Below are 20,534 nucleotides of genomic sequence, written 5' to 3'. Positions count from 1 at the left end.
TGCCCGTGTCTGTGGACAACGAGCCGAAGGCTAGGTCTGGCGAAGATCACGGGACGGCGGATTCGCTTGCGGTTACCCCGGTTGCGCCTCCCACGACACCAAGGAGCACTCGAACGGCCGCGCAAACAACGCGCAGCCGGACCAACCCGATCAGAAGAACGTCCCGCTCCAGGGCTCCCCGGCCGTCCCGAACACGACATCCGCCCTGGCCGCCGCGCCCGGCACCCGTTCGCGCACCCGGCCGATGCCCGCGAGCGCGCCCGCCCGCCAGCCGCCCAGGTACAGCATCGAGAGCACCTCCAGGTCCACGGCGATCTCGGCGGGCTCCTCGGTGCGCACCGCACCGTCCGCGCCGACCCGGTAGCGCCCGGAGTTGGCGGGCAGCACTGGGTCATCGACCTCCACGACGACCGAACCCGGGCCGTAGGTGCGCGCGGCCAGCGCCGCGGGCACGTCCACCAGCCGGACCCACAGGTCCGTGCGGATCTCGGTCGCGGTGATCCCGCGCGGGTCGACCAGCATCGCCGGGACCGGCTCGTCCACCGGCCGCGCCCACAACACCAGCTCGGCCACCAGGTCGATGCCCAGCACGTACCGCCACAGCGCGTTGGCGACCTCCTGGGACGCCGACACCACGTCCTCCACCGACACCCGCGCGCCCTCGCCCGGACTGCCCGCGGTGGTGCGGTACGCGACGAAACCGTCGTCGCCGTCGGGACCCCGGTGCACCGCGACGCGCAGGAACTCACCGGCCCGGAACGGCCGGTCGTAGTTGAGCCGCCACCACTGCGGCGGCCTGGCCATCGTGCCGACGCGGCCCCGCCCGACCCGCTCGTAGATCGCGGACACCACCGCCGGAACCGCCTCCGGCACGGAGATGTCCAGCATCCGCACCTCGCCACCGGACGGCACCTCCGGCCGCAGGCTCGTCTGCCGGGCGTCGAAGGCGTACTTCACGAACCGGGACGCCACGCCGTAGCCGAAGCGCCCGTAGATGCCCGGTTCGGTGGCCCGCAGACCGGCGAACAGCTCACCGCGCTCGGCGCACTCCCGCAGCTGGGCCGTCATCAGCCGGCGCAGCACCCCGCGCCTGCGGAAATCAGAGCTGACCCCGACCCGGGTGACCGCCGCCATCGGGCACACCCGCCCGCCGGGCACGACCAGGTCCGACGACCACGCCATGGTCGTGCCGACCAGCCGCCCGTCGGCGTACGCGCCCCAGGTGCGGCCCGGCTCGTACGAGTCGGCCACCCACTCCCACTCCTGCTCGGTGGGCGGCGCGTAGTGCACGGCGCCCCGGAACAGGGTCGCGGCGGCGCGCAGGTCGGCGTCGGGCACGCGGCGGATCTCGATGTCACCCATCCGGGCATCGTGCCCTCGAACGCGACGGGCGCGCGAGTCGATTTCCGACCCGCGCGCCCGTGCCCGTCCGTCCTCTGTGGTCGCCCGCTACTTGCTGCTCGGCGGGGCGACCTCGTACTCGCCGTTGTCGTTGCGGACGGTGATGTTCACCGTCTGCTTCTCACCGGAGATGACCACGTCGCAGGTGAAGTGGTTGTCCTTCTTCACTTCCTGCTTCGCCGGGCAGGTGACCGAGTCGACGTTCTCGATGCTGTACTTCTCGGTCAGGATCGACTTCACGCCGGTCTGCACGGCCGCGTTGTCGAAGACCTTCTTGTTCAGGAAGCCCGGGGTGACGAAGCCCAGCACCGCGCCCGCGCCCGCCAGCACGACGAGCACCGCGACCAGGATCCAGATCCACGCGCCGCCGCGCTTCTTCTCCTCCGGCGGCGACCCCTGGTAGCCGGGCTGCTGGAACTGGCCGTACGGCTGCTGCTGGCCATAACCCTGGTTCGGGTCTTGGCCGTAGCCCGGGTACTGCTGGGTGGGCTGCGGCTGGCCGTAGCCGTACTGCTGGTTCGGGTCCGGCTGCCCGTACGCCTGGTTGGGGTCGGGCTGGCCGTACTGCTGCTGGTTGGGATCGGGCTGACCGTAGCCCTGGTTCGGGTCCGGCTGGCCGTAGGGCTGCTGGCCGTACCCGGGGGCACCGTACTGTCCACCCTGCGCGGGGAAACCCCCGGACGGGGTCCCGGTGGGCGGTCCGCCGTAGGGCTGCTGGCCCCACTGCTGCTGCGGGTCCTGCTGCCCGCCGGACGGCCCGTAGGGGCTGCTCATTTCACGCCTCCGCCAAATAGGGGTACCGCCGCCTTGCACACCATTGGGCGCGATCCAACCACAGTCTGACAGCACCGCCACACCCAACCCGGTCGGTGTGTCTTACCCGTTGGATTCCCACCGATGTTCCCACCGAACCGGGTCACGCGGTGGCCAAAGCCACCACGCCACGCCGGATGCCGCGAACCGCCTCGCCCGCGGCCTTGCCGACGGGGTCGCCCGGCGCGACCACGTCCCGGATCTGGTCCAGCAGGTCGATCACCTGCCTGCACCAGCGCACGAAGTCGCCCGCCGACAGCTCCTGACCGGCCGAGTCCGCCGCCGTGATGACCTTCTCCAGCGACTCGCCGCGCACCCACCGGTAGACCGTCCAGGCGAACCCGGCGTCCGGCTGGCGGGTGCGGTCCTCCAGGCGGTGGTGGCGCTCGTCGGACTCCAGGTCGGCCCACAGCCGCGCGGTGGCGGTCAACGCGTCGGTGACCGCGCCGCCGGGCACCCGCGCCTCGATCGGCCCGTCCCGGCGCGCCTCGTAGACCAGCGACGACACCACCGCGGCCAGCTCCGCCGGGCCCAGCCCCGCCCACACGCCGTGCCGCAGGCACTCCGCGGCCAGCAGGTCGCACTCGCTGTAGAGCCGGGCCAACCGCCTGCCGTGCTCGGTGACCACCTGCTCGCCCTGCTGGTCCCCGGTGCCCGGCGCCAGGTAGCCGCGGTCGGCCAGCAGCGCCCGGATCCGGTCGAACGAACGGGCCAGCGAGTGCGTGGTCGCCGCGACCTTGCGCTCCACCTGCTCGGTCTCGGCCAGCAGCCGGTGGTGGCGCTCGGCCCAGCGGGCGTGCGCCTCCCGGTCCTGGCAGCCGTGGCAGGGGTGCGCGCGCATGGCCCGGCGCAGCGCGGCCAGTTCGGCGTCGTCGTCGGAACCGGAGCGGCGCCGCTCGCGGGCGGGCACCTCGATGCCGGTGGCGCGCAGCGTGGCCGCCAGTTCCCGGCGGGACTTCGGTGATCGGATGTCGACCTGCCTGGGCAGCCGCACCCGGCCGAGCGCGGTGACCGGCGCCGGGAAGTCCGACACCGACAGCCGCCCGGCCCAGCGGTCCTCGGTGACCACCAGGGGACGCGGCTCGCCCATCGGGTCGAGCCCCGGGTCGATCACGATGGCCAGCCCGGACCGGCGGCCCGCGGGCACCGCGATGACGTCGCCCTTGCGCAGCGCCTCGAGCGACCGCGCGGCCTCCGAGCGCCGCACCGCGCTGTTCTGCCGCGACAGGAACTTCTCCCGGTCGGAGATCTTGCGGCGCAGCGTCGCGTACTCGGTGAAGTCGCCGAGGTGGCAGGTCATCGACTCGGCGTAGCCCGCCAGCGCCTCCTGGTTGCGCTCCAGCCGCCGCGCCAGGCCGACCACCGACCGGTCGGCCTGGAACTGGGCGAACGACTGCTCCAGGATCTCACGTGCCTGCCGGGCGCCGAGCCGGTCGACCAGGTTGACGGCCATGTTGTAGCCGGGCCGGAACGACGAGCGCAGCGGGTACGTGCGGGTCGAGGCCAGGCCGGCGACCTGCTTGGGGTCCACGCCCGGCTGCCAGATCACCACGGCGTGGCCCTCGACGTCGATGCCGCGCCGCCCGGCGCGGCCGGTGAGCTGGGTGTACTCCCCCGGCGTCAGCTCGACGTGCGCCTCGCCGTTGTACTTGACCAGCCGCTCCAGCACCACGGTGCGGGCGGGCATGTTGATGCCCAGGGCCAGCGTCTCGGTGGCGAACACCGCCTTCACCAGGCCGCGGACGAACAGCTCCTCCACGGTCTCCTTGAACGCGGGCAGCAGACCGGCGTGGTGCCCGGCGAACCCGCGCTCCAGCGCTTCCCGCCACTCCCAGAAGCCCAGCACCGTCAGGTCGGCGTCGGGCAGGTCCCTGGTCTTGGAGTCGACGACGCGCCGCACCTCGGCGACCTCGTCCTCGGAGTTGAGCCGCAGCCCGGACCGCACGCACTGGGCGACCGCGGCCTCGCAGCCCGCGCGGCTGAACACGAACACGATCCCGGGCAGCAGCCCGGCGGCGTCCAACCGCTCGATGACCTCGACCCGCGACGGCGGCTTGAACCGCGGCCCCCGGGGACCGGCCGCGCGGCCGCCCTTGGCGCGCGGGTTGTGCCACGGCGCGTGCACCCGGCCGACCTCCTCGGTGCGGCGCACCAGGTGCGGGTTGATCCGCGCCTCGCCGTCCGGGCCCTCGCCCGCGAACAGGTCCAGCATCCGGCCGCCGACCAGCATGTGCTGCCACAGCGGCACCGGCCGGTGCTCGTCGACCACCACGGTGGTGTCGCCGCGCACGGCCAGCAGCCACTCGCCGAACTCCTCGGCGTTGCTCACCGTGGCCGAGAGGCTCACCAGGTTCACCCACTCCGGGAGGTGCAGGATCACCTCCTCCCAGACCGCGCCGCGGAAGCGGTCGGCGAGGTAGTGCACCTCGTCCATGACCACGTAGCCGAGCCCCTCGAGCGCGGCGGACTCCGCGTAGAGCATGTTGCGCAGCACCTCGGTGGTCATGACCACCACGGGCGCGTTGCCGTTGACGGCCGTGTCACCGGTGAGCAGCCCGACCGCCTTGGGCCCGTAGCGGGCCGTCAGGTCGGCGAACTTCTGGTTCGACAGCGCCTTGATCGGGGTGGTGTAGAAGCACTTGCGGCCCTCGGACAGGGCGAGGTGCACGGCGAACTCGCCGACCACCGTCTTCCCCGCGCCGGTGGGCGCGCAAACCAGGACCCCGTGGCCGTCCTCCAGCGCCGCGCACGCGTTCGCCTGGAAGGGGTCGAGGTCGAAGGACAGCTCGGCGGTGAACTCCGCCAGCTTGGGGTTGGCCGATCGTCTCCGGGCCGCGGAGTAGGCCTCGGCCGGACTGACCGGGCGCCCCTCGGTTTCGTGCTGGTCGGCCCCGGAGTGGGGGGAACTGGCGGACACGTCCCCAAGACTTCCACATCACCCCGACAGCCGTCGCGCGATCTTTTCGAGATGTGCCTGCCGCCGGTGCCTCAGCCGATCAGTTCGACGGCTCCCGGCACGCAATCCACCGCCGCGGGCAGCGGCCCGATCCGGTCACCGTCGGCGTAGGCCACCCAGCCGTTGTCCGGGCCCAGCTCGACCCGGCGCGCCCGCAGGGTGCGGACGAAGCGGTGCCGCACGTGGTCGCCGGTGCGCAGGGTCGGCAGGATCCGGAGCAGGTCGAGCCTGCTCGCGCGCTCGACCAGGGTGACGTCGAGGAACCCGTCGGCGGGGTCGGCGGAGGGGCAGACGGGGATGCCGCCGCCGTAGAAGCGGGTGTTGCCGACCGCGACCATGGTCGCTTCCAGCTCCAGCCGCTCGGTCTCGGTCTCGACGCCCAGCTCGCGAGGCCGCAGCCGGGCCAGTTCGGCGACGATGGCCAGGTCGTAGCGGCGCCTGCCGTGCGGCCACCGCATCCGGTTGACGCGCTCGTTGACCGCCGAGTCGAAGCCCGCGCACAGCACGCTGGCGAACCAGGGCCCGCCCGCGACCCGACCGAGGTCGATCCGGCGCCGCGCGCCCGAGGCGATGGCCGCCGCCACCGCGTCCGCCGCGGCCAGCGGCTCCACGGGGCCGCCGAGGGCCCGCGCCAGGTCGTTGCCGGTTCCGGCGGGCACCACGGCCAAGGCGACGTCGTGGTCGGCGCAGAACTGCACACCCTGGTGGACGGAGCCGTCGCCGCCGAGCACCACGAGGACGTCGAGCCCGGTGTCCCGGGCCCGCACCATCAGCGACCGCGCCTCGGCGACCGTGTCGGCCGCGACGACCGTGAGGTGGTCCGCCACCTCGCGGATCCGCGCCTCGACCTCCGCCGCGGCGCGCGCGGCGGCGCCGTGGCCCGAACCGGGGTGCACCGCCAGCGCGGCCCGAACGCCCATGAACCCAACTCCCGCCCGGCCGAACCGGTCATCTCGACCGATCCGACCCGGCGGGCCGTCAGGTCACGTCACGTCGTCGAACCCGCTCTTCTCGGGCTTGTCGGCCGGAGGCCTCTCCGGTGTCGAGTCACCGACGACGGTATCCACCGGCAGCGGTGAGCGCTCCACCGGCTCCGTGTGGAAGGTCATCGGCGTGGCCTCGTCGTCGGACAGGCCCGCCGACGGGTCGTCCGCCAGTTCGCGCCGCGCCTTGCGCTTGTCGTGGACCCGCGCGAGCTGGATCGCGAACTCCACCAGCACCGTCATCGCGACCGCCAGCGCGACCATCGACACCGGGTCCGTGCCGGGCGTGGCGAACGCCGCGAACACGAACAAGCCGAAGATGATCCCGCGCCGGTGCTTGCTGAGCAGCTCGTAGGTCAGCATGCCGACCCGGTTCAGCATGACGATCAGCAGCGGCACCTCGAAGCTGACGCCGAAGATCAACAGCATGACCAGGACGAACGAGATGTACGAGCTCGCGCTCAGCGCCGTGATGAAGGTGTCGCCGCCGAAGCTGACCAGCACCGACAGGCCCTGCGGGATGACGAAGAACGCCAGCACGCCGCCGGTGATGAACAGCAGGGACGCGCACACCACGAACGTCGAGGCGAACCGCTTCTCCTTGGCGTACAGGCCGGGCGTGATGAACGCCCACACCTGGTACAGCCACAGGGGCGCGGTCAGCACCATGCCCGCAGCGACGCCGACCTTGAAGTTGACCATGAACGCCTCGAACGGCTGCGACTGGAACAGCTGGCACTTGCCGTTCGGGGAGAACCGGACCTCAGGGGGGAGTGCGCAGTACGGGTCGAGCAGGATGCGGCCCAGCGAGGGGACGGGACCCATCGGCACGGCGTACCAGATGAACCCGAACACACTGCCGAGCATGATGAACAGGGCTGCCCAGCCGAGCCGGTTGCGCAGCTCGTAGAGGTGATCGCGCAGGGACATCGTGCCGTCGGGGTTGTGCCGACGGCTGTGCAACCTGCGGCGCTCTCGACGAGTGCCACCGACCCGGCGCTGGGCTTCTTCGCCAGCCACCGTGGGGACCGGACCTCTCTCAGCCCGCGTTCTTCTGCGCCTGTTGCTGGTTCAGCTTCCGCTGCAGCTCATCGATCTCGGCGCGCATCTGCTCGGGGGTCTGCTCCGGCTTCGCGGCGTTGAGCTGCGCCTGCGCCGCGGCGGGCTGCGCCTTCTCGGCGACCTCGTTGCCGTCCTCGTCGTGGCGCATGCCCTTGGTCTCGGCCTTCAGGATGCGCATCGACTGCCCGAGGGACCGCGCCATCTGCGGCATCTTGCGCGCGCCGAAGAGCAGCACGACCACCACCGCGATGATCAGGATTTCCCATGGACCCAGGTTCACGACCGTCCTCCAGTCTCGCCTCGCGCCGCCGATTCTACGCGACGCGCGGGCATTCGATCAGCCACCGCTATCCGCACGGCGGCGGAACGCGCACGCAGCAGCCCTGTTTCGGCACCGAACGCGCCCTTCGCTGCCGCGAGGACGGCACGGGTACGGCCCAGCCCACGCGCGGTGCGCGCCAGGAAGAACCCCAGCAGCGCGAACCCGATCAGGAGCAGCGCCGCACTCGGCAGGTAAGGCACGAGCGGACTCTACCTCCCGGTGGGTAACCGGGCACAGAGCCACGGGCATGGGAAAAGTGGTGTTCAGATGTCCGCGAGGTGGCGGTCGATCCGCCGCACCGCCGCCGCAGCCTGCTCGCGGAGGGTCGCCGCGAGCTCCGCGGGCTCGTCAACCCGCACGTCACCGCCCATGCCGAGCAGCAACCGCACGATCCACGAGGTGTCCGAGTAGCGCATCCGGACCCGGAGCCTGCCCCCGGGCAGTTCCTCGACGTCCTCGACGGGGTAGTACTCGGCGACCCAGCGGGCGTCCGGGTGCAGCACCAGGACCGCCGAGCGCTGGTCGGGGGTGGCCTGGAAGAGGCCGTCGGTGGTGTCGATGGGCCGCGCGTACGGCGGCGGGGCGGCGGGCTCGTCGAGCACCTCCACCTCGTCCACGCGGTCGAGCCGGAACAGCCGCACCGCCTCGGCCCGGCGGCACCACGCCTCCAGGTAGGCCCGGCCCTGCACGATCAGCACCCGCATCGGGTCGACCACGCGGTCGGTGACCTCGTCCTTGGAGACGGTGTAGTAAGTGATGCGCAGCGCCTTGCGCGACTGCAACGCGGACTGCGCGACCCCGCGCACCCGCGCCGCGCTCTCGCCCTCCCGCACGCCCAGGCCGACCGCGACGCCGCCGGGGCGCGCTTGGCCCGCGGCGGCCTCGATCTTGGCCACGGCGCGGCGGATGGCGTCCGCGTCGGCCACGCCGGGGGCGTCGAGCAGCGCGCGCAGCGCCACGAGCAGGGCCGTGGCCTCGGCGCCGGTGAGCCGCAGCGGCTTGCGCAGGCCCGCGTCGAAGGCGACGGTGACGGTGTCCTCGTCGAAGGAGATGTCGATGAGGTCGCCGGGGCCGTAGCCGGGCAGACCGCACATCCACAGCAGCTCGAGGTCCTTGCGCAGCTGCTTGGCGGGCACCCCGAAGTCATCGGCGGCGTCGTCGATCCGCACGCCCGGGTGGGCGAGCAGGTAGGGCACAAGTGCCAGCAGCCTCGGCAGCCGCTCCTGCGCCGCGGTCACAACGCCCCCTCCGCCGCGGCGATCAGCCGCTCGCGCACCGACTTGGCCAGGATCTCCGGCTCCAGCACCAGCGCGTCCGCGCCGTAGCCCGCGATCCAGGTCGCGGCGCTGTCCGGGTAGAGCAGGTCGATCTCGATCAGGTCGCCCTGGACGCCGTCGACCTCGCGGACCCCGACGACCTTCGCGCGCCTGCGCAACCCGGCGGCGCGGCCGTCGGCCACCCAGAGCAGCGCGGGCGCGGCCTGCGGCGGCTCACCGCCGACGGTGTTGGTGTTCGCGACGAAGGCCATCAGGTCGACGTCGTCCGGTCTGCGGACCACCCCGGGCTTGCCGAGCTTGCGCACCTCGCCGACGACGCGGGAGAGGCGGAAGCAGCGGGGCGCGCGGCGGTCGCGGTCGTGGCCGACGACGTACCAGCGACCGCGCCACGACACGACGCCCCAGGGTTCGAGGACCCGTTCGCGCAGTTCGGCGGGCGAGGGGCGGCGGTAGTCGAAGGCGACGGCCTGCCCAGCCTGGACGGCGGCGAGCAGCGGGCCGAAGGCGGGTTCGGTGGTGCGGACCTTGGACTCGACCACGGTGGGGGCGGCCTGGTCGACGTCGACCCCGGCCGCGCGGAGCTTGAGCAGGGCGCCGTGGGCGGCGCCGGTCAGCTCCGGGGAGTCCCAGAGCCGGACGGCCAGCGCCACGGCGGCGGCCTCGTCGGGCTCCAGGTCGATCTCCCCGAGCTCGTAGTCCCGGCGGGCGATCCGGTACCCGTCCACGGCGTCGAACGCCGAGGTGCGGCCGACCTCGAGCGGGATCCCCAGCTCCCGCAGCTCGGTCTTGTCCCGCTCGAAGGTCCGGAAGAAGGCCTCGTCGGTCGGGGCGTCGGCGTACCCGGGCACGATGCCCCGGATCCGCTCGGCACTGAGGTACTGGCGCGTGGACAGCAGGCACAGCACCAGATTCACAAGGCGCTCGGCGCGTGCGACGGACACCCGCGCACCATAACGCCCCAGCTCCCGCGACCGACACCCGCCACACCCGAACACACGTGCGAAATCCTGACAACTTCGAAGGGTGGGGTTCAAGTGACGCCGAGTAGTCAAATCCCCGTCTTCATGGCGCTTTGCAGTCACCACCCACCCAACCGCCACAACACCTCCTCCGACAGCACACCGCCGTCTACCCACCACCGCCCCCACCCGACCACTCCTCCTCACCTCCACCCATACCCATTATCTGGATAGCCGATAATTGATTTTGCTTACATGGCTCACTGAGCATGACGACCCAGGGGAGGTGATCAGGACGTCAGGCCGTGCGGGCGCGCCACTCCGACCGGGTCACGCGCCAGCGGATGTCGATGCCGTCCTCGCCGGGGCTCAGCGGCTCCGTGGTCTGCGGCTCGCGGGCCACCTCGCGGAAGCCGAGGCGCCGCGGGATTCGTCTGCTGCGCTCGTTCGCCGTGTCGTGCAGGATCTCGACCCGGTCGACGTCCGGCATGGCGAACGCCGTCTCGACCAGGGTCGCCGCGGCGCGGGTGGCCAGGCCCGCGCCCACGTGGGCCGGGTGCAGCCAGTAGCCGACCTCCAAGCCGCCGGGGCCGATCCGGGCCATCAGGCTGCACCCGCCCGCCAGCTCCCCGCCGACGAACAGGCTGTACTCGAACTCCGACCCCGCCTCCCACGACCGCGACATCGCGGCCAGGTACTCGCGGGCCGCGCCGAGGTCGTAGTCCCCCTGCGCCCACGCCATCCACGGCCGCAGGTGCTCGCGCGCCTCCGCGACGACCCGGACCAGGTCCGCGGCCGAGTCCGGGGTCTTGCGCCGCAGCTCGAAGCCCTCCCCCACCAGCAGTTCGGGGGGACGGGTCGCGGGCGTGAAGAGCGGGCGGGCCATGCCGGGATGGTCCCGACCCGGCCCGCCCGCGAGCAACAGGTTTACAGCGACGCGATGAGCCGCTCCACGCGCTCGTCCACGGCCCGGAACGGGTCCTTGCACAGCACGGTCCGCTGGGCCTGGTCGTTGAGCTTCAAGTGGACCCAGTCCACGGTGAAGTCCCGCCCGGCCTGCTGGGCCGCCGCGATGAAGTCGCCGCGCAGCTTGGCCCGGGTGGTCTGCGGCGGGGTGTCCTTCGCGGCCTCGATCTCGCCGTCGTCGGTGACCCGCTCGACCAGGTCCTTGCGCTGGAGCAGGTCGAAGATGCCCCGGCCGCGGCGGATGTCGTGGTAGGCGAGGTCGAGCTGCGCGATCCGCGGGCTGGACAGGTCCAGGTCGTGCTTGGCCCGGTACCGCTCCACCAGCCGGTGCTTGATCGCCCAGTCGATCTCGCGGTCGATCCGGGACAGGTCCTGGGCCTCCACCGCGTCCAGCACCTTGCCCCACATCTCCACGACCCGCGTGCCCATCGGGTCCGGGGACCGCCGGGCGACGTGCTCGACGGCCTTGGCGTGGTACTCGCGCTGGATGTCGAGCGCCGAGGCCTCGCGCCCGCCCGCCAGCCGCACCGGCTTGCGGCCGGTGAGGTCGTGGCTGATCTCGCGGATGGCGCGGATGGGGTTGTCCAGGCTGAAGTCCCGGAACTGCACCCCGTCCTCGATCATCTCCAGCACCAGGTTCGCGGTGCCGACCTTGAGCAGCGTGGTGCTCTCGGACATGTTCGAGTCGCCCACGATGACGTGCAGCCGCCGGTAGCGCTCGGCGTCGGCGTGCGGCTCGTCGCGGGTGTTGATGATCGGCCGGGACCGGGTGGTGGCGCTGGAGACGCCCTCCCAGATGTGCTCGGCGCGCTGCGAGAGGCAGTACACCGCCCCGCGCGGGGTCTGCAGGACCTTGCCCGCCCCGCAGATGAGCTGCCGGGTGACCAGGAACGGCAACAGCACGTCGGCGATCCTGGAGAACTCGCCTGCCCGGGTGACCAGGAAGTTCTCGTGGCACCCGTAGGAGTTGCCCGCCGAGTCGGTGTTGTTCTTGAAGAGGAAGATGTCACCGCCGATGCCCTCGTCGGCCAGCCTGCGCTCGGCGTCGACGAGCAGGTCCTCCAGGATCCGCTCCCCCGCCTTGTCGTGGGTGACCAGTTGCACGAGGTCGTCGCATTCCGCGGTCGCGTACTCCGGGTGCGATCCGACGTCCAGGTAGAGGCGTGAACCGTTGCGCAGGAACACGTTCGAGGAACGCCCCCACGAAACCACCCGCCGGAACAGGTACCGCGCGACCTCGTCCGGCGACAGCCGCCGCTGTCCGTGGAACGTACAGGTCACGCCGAACTCGGTCTCGATGCCGAAGATCCGCCGCTGCATCCTCTCAGCGTAGGCGCAAAGCGCTCCCAGGACCGTGCGCCGTTCGGGGTGGTCCACATTCCGTTATCGAGCGGACGGTAACCGGGCGTTCACCAGGGACGGCCCGCGCGGCGGACGGGTCGGGTTTCGGGTTGAATCTACGATCATGTTCGGACATGTCCGGCGAACCGGCCGCCAGGTGGGCCGGTTCGACCAGGAGCTGATGCGGCGTTCGGCGGCCTTGCCGCGCACGGGCGCGGACGAGGCCCTCAAGAAGCTGTCGCGCTCAGCCAACAAGGGCCTGCTGTGGTTCGGCGTCGCGGCGGCGCTGGCCAGCGTGAAGGGCCGCAACCGGCGGGCCGCGCTGCGCGGTGTCGCGGCCATCGGGTTCGCCAGCACCTCGGCGAACCTGGTCGGCAAGAACCTGTTCCCGCGCAGGCGACCGGCCGCCGAGCTGCTGCCGGAGCACCGCAGGCTGACCAAGCGGCCGACCAGCTCGTCGTTCCCGTCCGGGCACTCGGCCTCCGCGGTGGCGTTCACCGCGGCGGTGGCCATGGAGTCACCGGCTGCGGCCATCGCTCTGGCCCCCTTGGCGGCGGCCGTGGCGTACTCCCGGATGCACACCGGTGTGCACTGGCCCACCGACATCGCGGCGGGCGCGGCCATCGGCGCGGGCGCGGCGTACGCCACCCGGCACTGGTGGCCGCGCACCGTGGACGGGCCCGCGCACACCGCCCAGGGCGCCGCGCTGCCCGCGCTGGAGGGCGGCGACGGGCTGCTCGTGCTGGTGAACCCGAACTCGGGCGTGTCGGGAGTGGACCCCGGCGACGAGATCCGCGCGCACTGGCCGAAGGCGACGGTCGTCTACTCCGAACCGGGCCGCGACCTGGTGGCGCAGCTCACCGAGGAGCTGAGCGCACCGCCCAACGACGTGCGCGCGGTCGGGGTCGCCGGTGGCGACGGGACGGTGGCGGCGGTGGCCACGGTCGCGGCGGAGTTCAAGCTGCCGCTGGTGCTCATCCCGGCGGGCACGCTCAACCACTTCGCCCGCGACGTCGGCGTGGAGTCCGTCGGCGAGTCGGTCGCCGCGGTGGACGAGGGCACCGGGCAGCGCATCGACCTGGGCGGGGTGACCATCACCGGCGCGGACGGCACCGAGCACCGGTGGTTCGTCAACACCGCCAGCCTGGGCGGCTACCCGGAGATGGTGCGGATGCGGGAGAAGCTGGGGTCGCTCGGGTGGCCCAAGTGGCCCGCGGGCGCGGTGGCGCTGATCCGCAGCCTGCGCTCGGCCCAGCCGATCCGGCTGGCGCTCAACGGCAAGCCGCACCTGGTGTGGATGCTGTTCGTGGGCAACGGCACCTACACCCCCAAGGGCTTCGCGCCGACCCGGCGCCCGGCCCTGGACAGCGGCCTGCTCGACGTCCGCTACCTGCGCGCGGACGTGCCGTACTCGCGGGCCCGGTTCGTCATCGGCACCCTGACCAGGACCCTGTCCACCAGCCACGTGTACCGGCAGCGGGACGTGCGCTCGCTGGACGTGCGGCTGCTGGACGGCAACCGCCGCATCGCCACCGACGGCGAGGTGGGCCCCCTCGGCAACCGCTTCGAATTCCGCGCGGAGCCGGGCGCCCTGTCGATCTACCGGGGGTAGTGGCCGGTAGGGTCCGCCGCCGTGGACCTGGCTTTGCTCGGCAAGGCGGCGGGCATGTTCGTCGTGACCAACGTGGACGACCTGCTGCTGCTCGCGCTGTACTTCGGCCGCGCGGGCGGTGACCGCGCGGCCGGGTGGCGGGTGGTGGTCGGTCAGTTCCTGGGCATGGGCGCGATACTGGCCGTGTCGATCGTCGGCGCGCTGGGTGCGGGCTTGCTGCCGGAGTCGGTCTTTCCCGTCCTGGGCCTGCTGCCGCTCATGATCGGCGGACGCGCGGCCTGGCAACTGTGGTGCGATCGCGGCAGGCCCCACGTCGAGGAGGAGGAACCCGACCGCGGCGCGGGTGCTCTCGCGGTGGCCGCGGTGACCTTCGCCAACGGTGGCGACAACATCAGCGTGTACGTGCCGGTGTTCGCCGTCACCGGGATCGGCGGGATGGCGGGCTACTCGGCCGTCTTCCTGGCGGGTACCGCCGTCTGGTGCGCGCTCGGCTGGTTCCTGGCGAGCAGGCCGCCGGTGGCGCGGGCGCTGGCCCGCTGGGGCCGCTTCGCGCTGCCGGTCGCGCTCATCTCGATCGGCACGCTGATCTTCGTAGGGGTGTGACCGCTCAGCGGGACTCGGGTGGGCCGAACTCCGCCCACCACCGCGCGAACAGCGGGTTGGTGTCGGTCAGTTGGCCGAAGGCGTGCAGCAGCGCGTCGGGGCCGTGGTCGGCGGCGCCGGTGAAGGCGCTCTCCTCGTGCCAGACCAGGACCATCTCCTGGCGCAGCGGGGCGCCCTCCAGGGCCCGGATCACCACGCCGCCGTTCTCCCTGGCCACGGGTTTGGCCAGGGTGACCGAGCCGTTCTGGACCAGGGTGCGGATGGTGGTCGAGTCCGACAGCTGGTGCTTGATCGTCGGGGTGAACCCGGCGGCGGCGCAGGCCCGGGTGAACGCCAGCTGTTCCGTGCCCTCGGCGACCGGCGGCATCACCCAGTTGGCCCCGGCCAGCTCGGCCAGGGCGATCTCCCGCCTGCCCGCGAACTCGTGGTCCTCGGCGATGGCCACGAACAGCGGGACGCGCAGCACGACGCGGCTGAGCAAGCCCGGTGGCAGCGGGGTGCGGAACCCGGGGTTCTCCTCCAGGAACGCGAAGTCCACCTTGCGGTCGAGCACCTTGCGGACCAGCTCCGCCGGGTGCATGTCGATGTCGATGGACGCCTCGGCACCGCCGAGCCGGTCGGCGATGGCGGTGGCCAGCAGCGGCACGATCGGCCCCGGCGGACCGCCCACCCGGACCTGCCCGCTGAGCGTGGCGGCCTGGGTCCTGGCCCGGACGCCCGCCATCAGCTCGTCCACCTCGTCGAGCAGCACGCGGGCGGCGGCCAGCACGTAGTCGCCCAGGTCGGTGGGCACCACGCCGGTGCCGGTGCGGGCGAACAGCAGGCCGCCGATGCGCCGCTCCAGGCGTTGCAGCTGCGCGGTCAGCGCCGGTTGGGAGACCCCCAGCCGCACGGCGGCCTTGGAGAGGCTGCCCGCGTCGGCGACCGCGCGGATGACGCGCAGATGACGGAGTTCCAACTCACTCACATCTGAGTTATGCCCGCTAACGCCACGTTATGCAAACCCCGCGGACCCCGCTGGGAAGAAAGGCACATTTTCGCCACGCGGCGTGTGGAACCGGCGGGTAGCGCCTCCGCGCCCGGGTCGGCCACCAGGCGTAGACGGATGATCACCACGAGTGGGCGGGTCATCCCGGTAAACCAAGAATGCACCCGTAGACGAAAAAATCCACTGCGGACGAGACCAAGTCCACAGTGGATTTCTCGGGGGTTTCCTGGCAGCTCAGCCCCCCGCGCCGTCCGGGGGCAGCTCGACGTCCTCGACCGGCTTCGCGGGCTCGGCGTCGACCGGGGGCAGCAGCGCGGTCAGCGCGGCACCCTGGATCCGCCGGAACGCGCGGCGGGGGCGCGTGCGCTCCAGCACCGCGACCTCCAGCTTGTCCAGCGCCGGGCCGTCCGCGGCACCGTTGGGCGCGCCCGCGCCCAACGCCTTCACCGCGACCCGGATGGCGTCGGTCAGCGCGAGCGCGTCGGCGTAGCTGTCCTTGAGCGAGGCGACGATCGGGTCGGTCTGCCCGCCCATCACCAGGAACTGCGTCTCCTCGACGATCGAGCCGTCGTAGGTGAGCCGGTAGAGCTGGTCCTGGGCGGGCGTGGCGCCGACCTCGGCCACGCACAGCTCCACCTCCATCGGCTTGACCTGCTCGGTGAAGATGGTGCCCAGGGTCTGGGCGTACACGTTCGCCAGCTGCCGGGCGGAGACGTCGCGGCGGTCGTAGGAGTAGCCCCACAGGTCGACGTGCCGGATGCCGCCGCGGCGCAGGCTCTCGTACTCGCTGTAGCGGCCCGCGGCGGCGAAGCCGATCCGGTCGTGGATCTCGGAGACCTTGTGCAGCGTCGCCGACGGGTTCTCCGCGACGAACACCACGCCGTCGGCGTACTTGAGCGCGACGACGCTGCGGCCCCGGGCGATGCCCTTTCGGGCGTACTCCGAGCGGTCGCGCATCAACTGCTCGGGCGAGGCGTACAACGGCATCGTCACGGGGCGGGCTCCTCACTCACGGCAGGCTCATTCGGGTCTGGCGACGGGGCTTCGGGGGGCACGGCTCAGCCGCGCGGGTGCTCGGCGCGGGCCGCGACGACGGCGGCGGCCACGGCGGCGGCCTCGTCCTCGGACACCCGCACCGCGCCCTCGGCACCGGTGATGGTGACGATGCTGGGGTAGATGCGGCGCGCCAGGTCCGGTCCGCCGGTCGCCGAGTCGTCGTCGGCGGCGTCGTAGAGCGCCTCGACGGCCACCCGCAGCGCGGTCTCGCGGTCGGCGTCGGGGCGGTAGAGCTTCTTCAGCGCGGACTTGGCGAACACCGAACCGGAGCCGATCGCGTGGTACCCGGCGCGCTCCTCGTAGCGGCCGCCGGTGACGTCGAAGCTGACGATCCGGCCCGCGCTGTCCGGGTCCTCGGCGTGCAGGTCGTAGCCGACGAACAGGGGCAGCACGGCCAGGCCTGCCATCGCCATGTCGAGGCTGCCGCGCACCAGGCTGGCCAGCTTGTTGGTCTTGCCGTCCAGGGACAGCCCGACGCCCTCGATCTTCTCGTAGTGCTCCAGGTCGACCGCGTACAGCCGGACCATCTCCACGGCCAGGCCCGCGGTGCCCGCGATGCCCACCGACGAGTAGTCGTCGGTGACGAACACCTTCTCGATGTCGCGCTGGGCGATCACGTTGCCGGAGGTGGCCCGCCGGTCGCCCGCGATCAGCACGCCGCCCGGGAAGGTGAGCGCGACGATCGTCGTTCCGTGCGGGACCGCGTCCACCGCCGAGCGCTGGCCAGCGACCACCGGCCGCTGGTCACCCGCGCCGCGACCCCCGGGCAGCAGCTCGGGGGCCTGGGCGCGCAGGAAGTCGGTGAACGACGAGGTGCCCGCCGTCAGGTAGGCGGCCGGGAGCCCGGGCGCCCACTGCCCGCGGGACGGGGTGTTTTCCATACCTGCTGTCAATCCTGCCTGTCGGTGGCGGACGCGATCTTCGACCGGTGTGGCGCGGGGCGCCTACTGGCCGCCCTTCTGCACGTACGCGCGGACGAAGTCCTCCGCGTTCTCCTCGAGGACGTCGTCGATCTCGTCGAGGATGGCGTCGGTGTCGTCGCCGAGCTTCTCCCGGCGCTCCTGCCCGGCCGCGGTGCTGTCCTCGACGCCGTCGTCGCCGTCGCCGCCGCCCTGCCGCTGCGTCTGCTCCTGGGACATGTCGCCTCCCGGTGTTGGCTTGGCCCTGCCACGAACACTACCCAGCCGAACCCCTGTTCGTCGCGGGCCGCGCCGGGGACAAGATCGAATCTCCGCCCGTCGGGCGTCGCGCTCAGCGACGGGCGGCGCCGGTCAGCGCGTCGACCAGTTCCTCGGCCGTGTTCGCCGCGTCCAGCAGGGCCCCGACGTGCGACTTGGTCCCGCGCAGCGGCTCCAGGGTGGGGATGCGCACCAGCGACTCGCGGCCCAGGTCGAAGATGACCGAGTCCCAGGACGCCGCGGCGATGGCGTTCGGGTAGCGCTCCAGGCAGCGGCCGCGGAAGTAGGCGCGGGTGTCCAGCGGCGGGTTGGTGACCGCGGCGCGCACCTCCTCCTCGGTGACCAGGCGCTTCATCGAGCCGCGGGCCACCAGCCGGTTGTAGAGGCCCTTGTCCAGCCGCACGTCCGAGTACTGCAGGTCGACCAGTTGCAGCCGGGGCGAGGACCAGGCCAGGCCGTCGCGGGCCCGGAAGCCCTCCAGCAGCCGCAGCTTCGCGGGCCAGTCCAGCCGGTCGGCGCACTCCATGGGGTCGCGGCGCAGCGCGTCGAGGATCTCGCCCCAGGTGCTGAGCACGTCGAGCTGGACCCGGTCGACGTCCACCCGGTCCAGGTGCTCGGCGATCATCTCGTGGTAGGCGTGCTGGATGTCCAGGCCGGTGAACTTGCGGCCGTTGGACAGCTCCACGGTGGCCTTGAGCGTCGGGTCGTGGCTGAGCACGTGCACCGCGCGCACCGGGTCAGCGAGCTTGAGGTGGTCGAAGCGCACCCCGCTCTCGATCATGTCCAGGACCAGCGCCGTGGTGCCGACCTTGAGGTAGGTGCTGGTCTCGGCCAGGTTCGCGTCGCCGATGATGACGTGCAGCCTGCGGTACTTGTCGGCGTCGGCGTGCGGCTCGTCGCGGGTGTTGATGATGCCGCGCTTGAGCGTGGTCTCCAGGCCGACCTCGACCTCGATGTAGTCGGCGCGCTGGGAGAGCTGGAAGCCCGCGTGCTCGCCGGAGGCGCCGAGCCCGACCCGGCCGGAGCCGCAGACCACCTGGCGGGAGACGAAGAACGGGGTCAGGCCGCCGATCACGGACACGAACGGGGTGCTGCGGGCCATCAGGTAGTTCTCGTGGGTGCCGTAGCTGGCGCCCTTGCCGTCGACGTTGTTCTTGTACAGCTGGAGCCGGGGCTGGCCGGGCACGGTGGCGGCGCGCAGCGCGGCCTCCTCCATCACCCGCTCCCCCGCCTTGTCCCAGATGACCGCGTCGCGGGCGTTGGTGACCTCGGGCGCGGAGTACTCGGGGTGCGCGTGGTCGACGTAGAGGCGGGCGCCGTTGGTGAGGATGACGTTGGCCGCGCCCAGGTCCTCGACGTCGGGGTCGGTGGGCGCCATGCCGGGCACCCCGAGGTCGAAGCCGCGCGCGTCGCGCAGCGGCGACTCCACCTCGTAGTCCCACCTGGCCCGGCGGGCGCGGGGGATGTCCGCCGCCGCCGCGTAGGCCAGCACGACCTGGGTCGATGTCAACACCGGGTTGGCCGTCGCGTCGCCCGGCACCGCGATGCCGTACTCGACCTCGGTTCCCATGATCCGCCGCATGCGCCCAGCCTACGGGGCGGGAACCGTCCGGTTCGCCGGGACACGTACCGCTCACCGGGGGCTAACGTGGCGGGCGTGGAACAAGTGGCGCTCTACGACGCGGCGGGCGCGCGGATCGGCGCGGTGCCCCGGGACCGGATGCGGGCGGAGGGCCTGTGGCACGCGTGCGCGTCGGTGCTCGTGCTCTCCGGCGACGGCCAGCGGGTTTACGTGCACCGGCGCACCGAGAGCAAGGACGTCTACCCCGGCCTGCACGACTGCTGGGCCGGTGGCGTGGTGGCCGCCGACGAGCCGGTCGAGGTGTGCGCGCAGCGGGAACTGGCCGAGGAACTGGGGATCTCGGGCGTGCCGCTGACGCCGTTGTTCACCCTTCCGATGGAACTGGCCGACCCGCCCGTGCGGGAGCACCTGTGGGCCTACGAGGCCCGCTGGGACGGCCCGATCACCCACCAGGAGTCCGAGGTCGCCGACGGCTGGTGGCTGACGCTCACCGAGCTGCGGGCCCGGCTGGCGGACCCGTCGTGGGGTTTCGTGCCGGACGGGCGGCTGGCGGTCGAGGAGTGGTTCAGGCGTCGCGGGTGAGCGCCGCGTACGCCTTCGCCGACACGCGGGTCAGCGCGGTGCGGGCGCGGCTCGCGCTGGACGCGGTCACGGCGACGGCCGAGACGACCTCGCCACTGGCCAGCACAACGGCGCAGGTGGCCCGGTTCGCCGTGCCCGCGCACCAGGTCGCCTTGGCGTCCACGCCGGGGAACTCGGGCAGCGCGGCGGGCTGGTCGAGGCGGTAGCCGGACGGGGCAGCCGGGGTCGAGGTCGGTGCCGAGGAGGTCGACGGCCGCCGCTCGCACCGCGCCTTGTCCACCTTGATGGCCGCCGTCGCCGAGACGGCCTCGCGGGTGTGCGCGACGTACTGGACGAGTTCCGCGCCGCTGGCGTACCGCCACGCCGTCGCGGTCCCCGCGTCGCGGCCCGCGCCGACGGTGACCGCGCACGGCAGCTCCCACGACTCCACCGGCTGGTCCGGCGCGGCGGTGACCTCTTCCTCCGCCAGGTCCGCCGGGGTCAGCGCGGCGGCGGCGACCAGGCCCTCCGAGCTCGACGCGGTCGAGGTCGGGGCCGCGGCCGGGGTGGAGGCGATGGCGGCGGGCTGGGGCGCGTCCGCGGTGGTCGTCGTGGCGGTGGGGTCGTCGTAGTAGGTGTAGAGGTCGTTGGGGCGGTTGGAGCAGGCCGCGACCAGGGTGGCGGGGAGAATGGCGGCTATGGCGGCGGCGTGGACGCGTCGCAACGGTCGTCCTTCGTCTCGACTCTTCCGGGTGATCGACTCGGACCGTACCGGTGACCGCGCCCCTCCCCGCTCCGGGGGCTCGCCCAGCCGCGGTCACTCTCCGAAACCGGTTCCGCCGACCGATTTCCCGCGCACTCCGTCATTTCCCCG

The 20,534-nt window shown here is 72.5% G+C and carries 20 protein-coding genes; 3 read left to right on the top strand and 17 right to left on the bottom strand.

Features of this window, described 5'->3' with window-relative positions:
- Window positions 1–150 precede the first annotated feature (150 nt).
- From CLV40_RS01145 to pafA, 11 genes are all read right to left on the bottom strand, one after another.
- Entirely contained in the window at window positions 151–1,362 is a 1,212-nt protein-coding gene (locus CLV40_RS01145) for a GNAT family N-acetyltransferase (RefSeq protein WP_104476009.1), read from the bottom strand.
- Window positions 1,363–1,449: 87 nt separating this feature from the next.
- Window positions 1,450–2,175, bottom strand: a complete 726-nt coding sequence (locus CLV40_RS01140; RefSeq protein WP_104476007.1) for a DUF4333 domain-containing protein — start codon at window positions 2,173–2,175, stop codon at window positions 1,450–1,452.
- A 142-nt stretch (window positions 2,176–2,317) separates the two neighbouring features.
- Window positions 2,318–5,131 (bottom strand): DEAD/DEAH box helicase, encoded by a 2,814-nt coding sequence (locus CLV40_RS01135; RefSeq protein ID WP_104476005.1) that lies wholly within the window; start codon window positions 5,129–5,131, stop codon window positions 2,318–2,320.
- A gap of 71 nt (window positions 5,132–5,202) precedes the next feature.
- Entirely contained in the window at window positions 5,203–6,090 is an 888-nt protein-coding gene (locus CLV40_RS01130; RefSeq protein WP_104476003.1) for a YegS/Rv2252/BmrU family lipid kinase, read from the bottom strand.
- Window positions 6,091–6,153: 63 nt separating this feature from the next.
- Window positions 6,154–7,083: a twin-arginine translocase subunit TatC gene (gene tatC / locus CLV40_RS01125; protein WP_104476001.1), complete on the bottom strand. Its 930-nt coding sequence runs from the start codon at window positions 7,081–7,083 to the stop codon at window positions 6,154–6,156.
- A 109-nt stretch (window positions 7,084–7,192) separates the two neighbouring features.
- Entirely contained in the window at window positions 7,193–7,495 is a 303-nt protein-coding gene (tatA, locus tag CLV40_RS01120) for a Sec-independent protein translocase subunit TatA (RefSeq protein WP_245930921.1), read from the bottom strand.
- Complete coding sequence (locus CLV40_RS36960) at window positions 7,492–7,737, bottom strand: bacteriophage holin (RefSeq protein ID WP_146107872.1); 246 nt, start codon at window positions 7,735–7,737, stop codon at window positions 7,492–7,494. The genes tatA and CLV40_RS36960 overlap by 4 nt, the downstream gene beginning before the upstream one ends.
- Before the next feature lie 63 nt (window positions 7,738–7,800).
- Window positions 7,801–8,775 (bottom strand): helix-turn-helix transcriptional regulator, encoded by a 975-nt coding sequence (locus CLV40_RS01115; RefSeq protein WP_104475997.1) that lies wholly within the window; start codon window positions 8,773–8,775, stop codon window positions 7,801–7,803.
- Window positions 8,772–9,755, bottom strand: a complete 984-nt coding sequence (locus CLV40_RS01110; protein ID WP_104475995.1) for a helix-turn-helix transcriptional regulator — start codon at window positions 9,753–9,755, stop codon at window positions 8,772–8,774. The genes CLV40_RS01115 and CLV40_RS01110 overlap by 4 nt, the downstream gene beginning before the upstream one ends.
- A gap of 316 nt (window positions 9,756–10,071) precedes the next feature.
- Window positions 10,072–10,659, bottom strand: coding sequence for a GNAT family N-acetyltransferase (locus CLV40_RS01105; protein ID WP_104475993.1), 588 nt, complete (start codon window positions 10,657–10,659; stop codon window positions 10,072–10,074).
- Window positions 10,660–10,700: 41 nt separating this feature from the next.
- Window positions 10,701–12,059 (bottom strand): Pup--protein ligase, encoded by a 1,359-nt coding sequence (gene pafA, locus CLV40_RS01100; RefSeq protein WP_104475991.1) that lies wholly within the window; start codon window positions 12,057–12,059, stop codon window positions 10,701–10,703.
- Between the two features lie 145 nt (window positions 12,060–12,204).
- Between pafA and CLV40_RS01095 the strand changes: the two genes are divergently transcribed.
- Both CLV40_RS01095 and CLV40_RS01090 read left to right on the top strand, forming a co-directional pair.
- Window positions 12,205–13,692 carry a bifunctional phosphatase PAP2/diacylglycerol kinase family protein gene (locus tag CLV40_RS01095; protein ID WP_104475989.1) on the top strand — a complete coding sequence of 496 codons (1,488 nt, stop codon included), beginning with the start codon at window positions 12,205–12,207 and terminating at the stop codon, window positions 13,690–13,692.
- Between the two features lie 21 nt (window positions 13,693–13,713).
- Window positions 13,714–14,295: a cadmium resistance transporter gene (locus CLV40_RS01090; protein WP_104475987.1), complete on the top strand. Its 582-nt coding sequence runs from the start codon at window positions 13,714–13,716 to the stop codon at window positions 14,293–14,295.
- A 4-nt stretch (window positions 14,296–14,299) separates the two neighbouring features.
- Here CLV40_RS01090 and CLV40_RS01085 read toward each other — a convergent pair whose 3' ends face one another.
- The 5 genes from CLV40_RS01085 to dop form a co-directional block, all read right to left on the bottom strand.
- Window positions 14,300–15,262, bottom strand: coding sequence for a LysR family transcriptional regulator (locus CLV40_RS01085; RefSeq protein WP_104475985.1), 963 nt, complete (start codon window positions 15,260–15,262; stop codon window positions 14,300–14,302).
- A 255-nt stretch (window positions 15,263–15,517) separates the two neighbouring features.
- Window positions 15,518–16,276, bottom strand: a complete 759-nt coding sequence (gene prcA / locus CLV40_RS01080) for a proteasome subunit alpha (protein WP_104475984.1) — start codon at window positions 16,274–16,276, stop codon at window positions 15,518–15,520.
- 65 nt (window positions 16,277–16,341) lie between these two features.
- Complete coding sequence (prcB, locus tag CLV40_RS01075) at window positions 16,342–17,220, bottom strand: proteasome subunit beta (RefSeq protein WP_104475982.1); 879 nt, start codon at window positions 17,218–17,220, stop codon at window positions 16,342–16,344.
- A 63-nt stretch (window positions 17,221–17,283) separates the two neighbouring features.
- The gene (locus tag CLV40_RS01070) at window positions 17,284–17,478 is read right to left on the bottom strand and encodes a ubiquitin-like protein Pup (RefSeq protein WP_104475980.1); all 195 of its coding nucleotides are present in this window, start codon (window positions 17,476–17,478) and stop codon (window positions 17,284–17,286) included.
- Between the two features lie 112 nt (window positions 17,479–17,590).
- Window positions 17,591–19,099 (bottom strand): depupylase/deamidase Dop, encoded by a 1,509-nt coding sequence (gene dop / locus CLV40_RS01065; protein ID WP_104475978.1) that lies wholly within the window; start codon window positions 19,097–19,099, stop codon window positions 17,591–17,593.
- Between the two features lie 138 nt (window positions 19,100–19,237).
- Between dop and CLV40_RS01060 the strand changes: the two genes are divergently transcribed.
- Window positions 19,238–19,681, top strand: coding sequence for an NUDIX domain-containing protein (locus tag CLV40_RS01060; RefSeq protein ID WP_104476733.1), 444 nt, complete (start codon window positions 19,238–19,240; stop codon window positions 19,679–19,681).
- Here CLV40_RS01060 and CLV40_RS37665 read toward each other — a convergent pair.
- A complete protein-coding gene (locus tag CLV40_RS37665) occupies window positions 19,665–20,384 on the bottom strand; it encodes a hypothetical protein (protein ID WP_181043254.1) in 720 nt (239 codons plus the stop codon). The two genes, CLV40_RS01060 and CLV40_RS37665, sit on opposite strands and share 17 nt — an antisense overlap.
- Window positions 20,385–20,534: the final 150 nt, after the last annotated feature.

It is taken from the genome of Actinokineospora auranticolor, from assembly GCF_002934265.1.
GTDB classification, from domain to species: Bacteria; Actinomycetota; Actinomycetes; order Mycobacteriales; family Pseudonocardiaceae; genus Actinokineospora; species Actinokineospora auranticolor.
This window is presented reverse-complemented; position numbering and strand designations above follow the sequence as displayed.